Origin of the sequence: Parafrankia sp. Ea1.12, from assembly GCF_900465275.1 — a bacterium.
GTDB classification, from domain to species: Bacteria; Actinomycetota; Actinomycetes; order Frankiales; family Frankiaceae; genus Parafrankia; species Parafrankia soli.
This window is the reverse complement of record NZ_UBIZ01000314.1, coordinates 1-5802: the sequence shown is the minus strand read 5'-3', so window position 1 is coordinate 5802 and position 5802 is coordinate 1. Positions and strand designations below refer to the sequence as shown.

Annotated in this window: 6 protein-coding genes and 2 pseudogenes; 4 read left to right on the top strand and 4 right to left on the bottom strand. The window is 67.2% G+C overall.

Annotated features, from left to right (window positions below; genetic code table 11):
* Window positions 1–168 precede the first annotated feature (168 nt).
* The 3 genes and pseudogenes from FMEAI12_RS16870 to FMEAI12_RS16860 form a co-directional block, all read right to left on the bottom strand.
* A complete protein-coding gene (locus FMEAI12_RS16870; protein WP_112106779.1) occupies window positions 169–1674 on the bottom strand; it encodes a recombinase family protein in 1506 nt (501 codons plus the stop codon).
* A gap of 22 nt (window positions 1675–1696) precedes the next feature.
* A pseudogene (locus FMEAI12_RS16865) lies at window positions 1697–1882 on the bottom strand (IS6 family transposase); the annotation flags it as partial.
* A gap of 173 nt (window positions 1883–2055) precedes the next feature.
* Window positions 2056–3357, bottom strand: a complete 1302-nt coding sequence (locus FMEAI12_RS16860) for a PhoX family phosphatase (protein ID WP_200835312.1) — start codon at window positions 3355–3357, stop codon at window positions 2056–2058.
* Between the two features lie 424 nt (window positions 3358–3781).
* Between FMEAI12_RS16860 and FMEAI12_RS39980 the strand changes: the two are divergent.
* Window positions 3782–3904, top strand: a pseudogene (locus FMEAI12_RS39980) (IS5/IS1182 family transposase); the annotation flags it as partial.
* Window positions 3905–3953: 49 nt separating this feature from the next.
* On the opposite strand, the gene FMEAI12_RS16850 reads toward FMEAI12_RS39980, so the two are convergent.
* Complete coding sequence (locus tag FMEAI12_RS16850) at window positions 3954–4631, bottom strand: IS6 family transposase (RefSeq protein WP_112106777.1); 678 nt, start codon at window positions 4629–4631, stop codon at window positions 3954–3956.
* A gap of 340 nt (window positions 4632–4971) precedes the next feature.
* On the opposite strand from FMEAI12_RS16850, the gene FMEAI12_RS16845 reads away from it, so the two are divergent.
* The 3 genes from FMEAI12_RS16845 to FMEAI12_RS16835 form a co-directional block, all read left to right on the top strand.
* A complete protein-coding gene (locus FMEAI12_RS16845; protein ID WP_112106776.1) occupies window positions 4972–5355 on the top strand; it encodes a GNAT family N-acetyltransferase in 384 nt (127 codons plus the stop codon).
* Entirely contained in the window at window positions 5244–5501 is a 258-nt protein-coding gene (locus tag FMEAI12_RS16840) for a GNAT family N-acetyltransferase (protein WP_112106775.1), read from the top strand. Before FMEAI12_RS16845 ends, FMEAI12_RS16840 begins: the two co-directional genes overlap by 112 nt.
* Window positions 5502–5603: 102 nt before the next feature.
* Window positions 5604–5802: transposase (locus FMEAI12_RS16835; RefSeq protein ID WP_146776586.1), on the top strand; the 199-nt coding region annotated here is incomplete at its 3' end.

Sequence of the window (5802 nt, the reverse complement as noted above, 5' to 3'; positions counted from 1 at the left end):
CACCCGACCGGTACCGGCGCCTGGTCCTGCGCGGTCTCGGCGGGTGTTCTCCGACTCGGCGGAGGAATGGGGGCGGCGTCAGGCTTTGGCGGCTCCGGTGTGGTCGCGGGAGAAACGGCGGCGGGTCGCTGCGCTGCTCGGGCTGGTCCTGGCCGACGATCGCAGTGGCTAGGTCTCTTCCCGCCAGACCGGGTCCAACAGCTCCGGGTCGAACCTGCGGCCCTTCCCGGCAGGGTGGACGACCACGGCGATCAGATGCTCTTTGATGATCGCGCGCTGACGGGCAAGGGTGTAGTCGTCCCACTCGGCGCGGACATCAGCGGGACGGGCGTTCGCGTTCGCGGTGGCCACCAGATGATCGTTACGTTCCTTCAGGAGGGCTTCTTCCCGTTCCCGTAGCTCTTCCATGGTCGGGAAGTAGTCCTTCGGGGAGATCCGCCGGGGGGTCGAGGTCCAGGCGGCGCGGGTCTCGGTGATGCTCTCCTTCACCTCCGCCAACGCTGCCTCCCCCTCCCACGGGGCGACTTCCGTGACGGCATCCGCGGTCTCCAACTCGATCTTGTTGAACAGCGCGGACAGAATATGATCTTCGGTGTGGGGGCCGTGCCGGGAGACCTTCCCGCACCCTCCCTTCGTCGGGGCGGGACACCGGTAGATCGCGTACGTGCGTTCCCGGTACGGCGGTGACCCGAACATCGACGCACCACACCGGCCGCAGGCCACGACGCCGCTGAGCAGGTAGCGGCGGGAGTTATGCCCCTGCTGGGCGTAGGTCCGGTCCCCGATCTTGGCGATCACCTGTTCCCACCGTCCCACGCCGATGATCGCTTTCCACTGGCCCTTCACCGGGACCTCGACCGTCCGCCCGTCGGGGGTGCGTTCTTTGCGGGTGACGACCTGCATGTACTTGGCCACGTGGCCGTTGATGTTCGGCTCCTCGACCCCCCGGCCCCGTAGGCCGCAGATCCGGGGGTTGCGGTAGACCTTCAGCACGCTGGTCTTGGTCCACTTCTTCCCCCGGGTTCCGCGGATACCGGCGGCGTTCCACTCGTGCACCAGATCGACGACCGGCACACCGGCCAGGATCTTGCGGGCTCCTTCCCGCAGGATCGCGGCCTCGGTGAGATCCAAGGTGCGCTTGTCGTCTTTCCAGCCGAACGGGCGGCTGCCTCCGACCGGCACCCCGCGCTGGGCGCGCTGCTTGTGTGACCGGCGGACCCGGCGGGAGGTGTCCGCGCTGGCCTTGTTCGCCGCTACCGCCTGCGCGCGGGCGTTCGCCTTCCCGTACTCGGTGGTGAGGTCGACTCCGGGCCCGACGATGGGGCGGCCGTACAGCTCGACGACTTCGATGGCGTCTTCCGGATCGCGTAGGTCTCGGGTGAGGCGGTCCAGGTCCCACACGATCGCACCGTCGAGGTAGCCGGATCGCAGGTCGGCCAATAGTTGGGCGTAGTCCGGGCGGATCACTCGGGAGATCATCGTGCCGTCTTCCAGCACGATCGTCTTTTTCTTCCAGGCCGATTTCTTCTCCTGGTAGACCTTCTCGATCGTCGCGCCGTGCTCGTCGGCGAACTCGTACCCGTCTTCGTCCTGACGCTCTAACGCGTCATCCCCACCCACCAGTTCCGAGTACCGGGTGTACAGACCAAGTCGCAGACCGTTCAACTTTGCCATACAAAAAGTGTAATTCGCAGGACTGTTGCACCCACCGGTAAACGGTGACGTGATCGACGTCGATGCCGCGTTCGGCGAGCAGTTCCTCCACATCCCGGTACGACAGCGCGAACCGCAGGTACCACCGGACCGCCAGAACGATCACCTCCGGTGGGAACCGGAACCCCGCGAACTCCGAGACCGGCGGATCAACCGCGCCTCGACCCATCACCTGATCATGCTCGACCACCAGCGCGAAGTCCTGCCCTGGCCGGAGGCAACAGAGCCGCTTTAACAAGGGTGGGCCCGGGCCGATTCGACCCGGACCCCCGCTCCGTTCAGGTGATCACCTGGCGCCGGGTCCGTTTCGCAGGAGATGCCGTCCCGGTCAGGTGCGAGGTGCTACAGGATGCCTTGACGCCACGGCCCGGTGATGGCGAAGGTGATGCCCGGCGACTGGATGTTCACGAACAGCCAGTTTCCGCCGCCGTCGTTGTCGAAGCAGGCCCCGCACCATTCGGAACCGGTGAAGTCGCCACTGATGCCGTTGACTGCCTTGTCGACGGGGATCACGACGTTGTTCTCAGCGAACTGGAAGATCAGACCGTCCGTGGACAAACCGTGCAGGAACTCCCGGCCGCTCCCGTCCTCGCACAGGACGAGGCCACCGCGCGGGCTCACCGTGATGTTATCGGGGAAGTTGAGCACGTTGGCGGCCGGTGACTCGAACACACAGGTGAGGGTCATCGCGTCGGAGTTGTAGGCGAAGACCTGTCCCTGCCCGGCCGCACCGCCGCTGGTGGCGGTCATGTAGACCAGCCGGTTTCCGTACCAGAGGCCTTCCGGCCGGGCAAACTCGGCGGCCCCCAGTGCCAGACCCTGCTGCACCACACCGTTGCCGGTGTCCGGGTCGGGGTTCGCGATCGGTACCCATTCCACCGGCAGAGTGGTACCGGTGCCGACCGCGCCACGCAGGTTCTTCCGGAACTCGCCTCGTATGGCGAGCATCTCCAGCTTCCCCCCGTCGGAGAGCCGGCCTTGGGTGTTCGGCGTGAAGCGGTACCAACCGCCAGGCGTGGCATCCTCGCTCATATAAACATAGCCGTGATGGTCGACCGCGGTCGCCTCATGACTGAACCGCCCCATGGCGGGTATCGGCATCGCGTCGGACACTCCGTCAGCCGGGACCTCGAACACATACCCGTGCCGCTTCGGGCTGATGGTCGTCGTCTCCTCGCAGCTGAGCCAGGTGCCCCAGGGTGTGGGACCGCCCGCGCAGTTGCGGATCGTCCCGGCGAGGCTCGGCCGGGTCTCGATGTACTTCGCCTGGTCCGGGTCGAAGACAACCGTCGTGGTGCCGCCTGCGGCGGTGCTGTCGTAGGTCGGGATCCCACCCTCGCCGATCGGAGCGCCGGTGCCGCGCTCGTGATTCCGGACCAGGTGAATCTTTCCGTTGAGTCGGAAAGCGGCCATTCCATCGTGCGCGCCGGGAGTCGCGGTGCCGTCCGTCATCGGATCGCCGGTCCACCCGAAGGTCACGTACTCAAAGCCACGGGGCAGCCGCAGCAGCTCGAGTCCCGTCGTCCGGTCGGCGGCCGGGTAGAGCGGACCATACCCGCCTCCCGCGACCGGGGCGGCGGAGGCAATACGCGCGGAAAGTGAGCCGAACGGCCCGGCCAGCGCGGCGCCGCCCAGCACTGCCATTCCCTTTAGAAGCCCACGCCGCTGCGGCCCGACCTGCGAATCTTCTGCCATCGAATGACTCCCCTGTTGAATTAGCGAACTCCCGTCCGAGTCCGATGGGTCAACCTAGGAATCCTTGTTTAACGCGCGCCGAACGTCCGATGTTGCATCGATGTACAGTATACATATTTTCTTCAAAGGAGAAAATATGTATAGCAGATTTATATACAAGCGATGACTCCCTGCACCCTTGGACCCCGGTTATGCGGTGAGTAACTTTTACGTTACCCGACTTTGGGTGCTTCGGTAGGGGCTGTTGTGTCCCGGGAAAGGGTGGCAGGCCAGGCTCTCGGTGGGTGTTCTGCACGCTTTCGCCGGGCCTCAGCTTGAGTTGATCTCTGGGTGTGGGGCTGGTCGTCTTGCGCTCGGCGGTCGGTGCGTTCCGCTGGAAGGCGTTAGCGAGCGTAAGCCGTACCCCAGTGACCTATCGGACGAGGCGTGGGAGCTGATCCGCCCCGTCATCACCGGGTGGAAGGCCCGGCATCCCTCGGCCAGCGGACACGAGGGGCGTTGCGTTCAGGGGATCCGGCGCACGCCAAGGGCTCCGGCGACCGCGGTCAGACGGCGCGTGCGAGCTCGGTGAACGCGGCCTGCAGCCGCAGCTGTGGGTCGGTGCCGGCGGCGAGCTCGTAGTAGCCGCGGCGGATGTTCTGAACAAGGGCACGCCCGGCGCTGATGGTCTGGACGGACCGGAGCCGTTTGAGTCCGCGCATCGGCCGGAGCCGGGCTTTGAGCCTGCCATGATCGGCTTCGATCCGATTGTTCTCCCTGGCGGCGTCGACATGGCAGGCCTCGGGGAGCAGCTCGTCGAGGATCCTCGGGTAGACGGGTGCCTTGTCGGTGGTGACCTCGACCGGGCGGCGGCCATGCGCCAGCGCCTGGATGAAGAACCGGCGGGCAGCGGCCTGGTCGCCGCGGGTGCTGACGAGGACGTCGATGACCTGGCCGTGCTGGTCGACGGCACGGTAGAGGTAGGCCCACCGGCCGGCGACCTTGACGTAGGTCTCGTCGAGGAACCACCTGTCGCCGGGCCGATGCCGGCAGGGCCGGGCTGCCCCGGCGAGTAGAGGCGTGAAGCGCTGCACCCACCGGTAGACCGTGACGTGATCGACCTCGAGGCCGCGTTCGGCGAGCAGCTCCTCGACGTCCCGGTAGGACAGCGCGAACCGCAGGTACCAGCGGACCGCCAGAACGATCACTTCGGGTGGGAACCGGAACCCAGCGAACTCCGGCACCGGCACCGGCGGACAACACGTCGACCCATGGGTCGATCATGTCGCCCATCGACACGGGCCCCTGCTCCGGCCGGATGCAACAGATCCCGGCGCAGCACGGCCACCTCGTGCCGCAACACCAGCAGCCCGATGTCCTTGGACGCCGACGAACGACCGAGGAGGACCAGCCAGCCACAGATCCGAACACAGATCGGATATGACGGGACCCGCCCGCCGAGGCCGCCTACCTACCACCGCGCGCGGACTCCCCGCGTGTGGGGTCCGAGCGGAAAACGGAGTCGGCCGGGAGACGCGCCGCGAGGTCCGCGACCATCGCCGGCGGCTGACAGGATCGGGCGCCGTGGAACACATACTGATCACGAAGCGGCTGGTGCTCACGCCGGTCGCGGACGCCGACCAGGCAGAGCTGGCGGCGCACTGGACCGATCCGGACGTGCGGCGGTTTCTGTTCGACGGCGCTGCCCTGTCGCCGGCGGAGATCTCCCAGACCGTCGCCGACAGCGCCGCGTCGTTCGCCGCCCACGGTTACGGCCTCTGGCTGGTCCGCGGACGCGGCGGCCATGACGACCACGGCGGGCATGGGGACGACAGTCTGGTCGGCACCGCCGGGGGCTGCGCCCCCTGGAGGACCTCGGCGTCGAGGTCCTCTACAGCCTCTCCCCCGCCGCCTGGGGCCGCGGGTTCGCAACGGAGGCCGCCCGCGCGGTCGTCGACCACGCCCTGACCACCGTCGGCCTCCCCGAGGTGCTCGCCGAGGTCGACGAGGGCAACACCGCCTCCACCCGCGTGATCACCCGCCTTGGCCTGACCCCGTTCGCCACCGTCCAGGGCGAGCTGGGCCCCCTGATCCGCTACCGCCTGCGCCCCTGACCGGCTCGGGCGGAGGCGGCGGGCCTAGGGCCTGTTCTGAGTCTGGATCACAATCGGGGTGTTCGTCCTTCGTGTGGGTGTTTCGGCTGGTAGCACAGTGGTATGACGCGTGGTGATCTGACCGATGGTGAATGGGAGTTGATCGAGCCGCACCTCCCGCTGGGGGCGTCCGGACCGATCCCTGACCTGCGCAGCTATTTCAACGCGGTGATGTGGAGGTTCCGTACCGGCAGCCCCTGGCGGGACGTGCCGAACAGCTACGGCTCCTGGTCGACGATCTACGACCGGTTCCGTATGTGGG

Coding starts and splice junctions, on each gene's coding strand:
- FMEAI12_RS16870 (WP_112106779.1), bottom strand. CDS start 1,674: ATGGCAAAGTTGAACGGTCTGCGACTTGGTCTGTACACCCGGTACTCG.
- FMEAI12_RS16860 (WP_200835312.1), bottom strand. CDS start 3,357: ATGGCAGTGCTGGGCGGCGCCGCGCTGGCCGGGCCGTTCGGCTCACTT.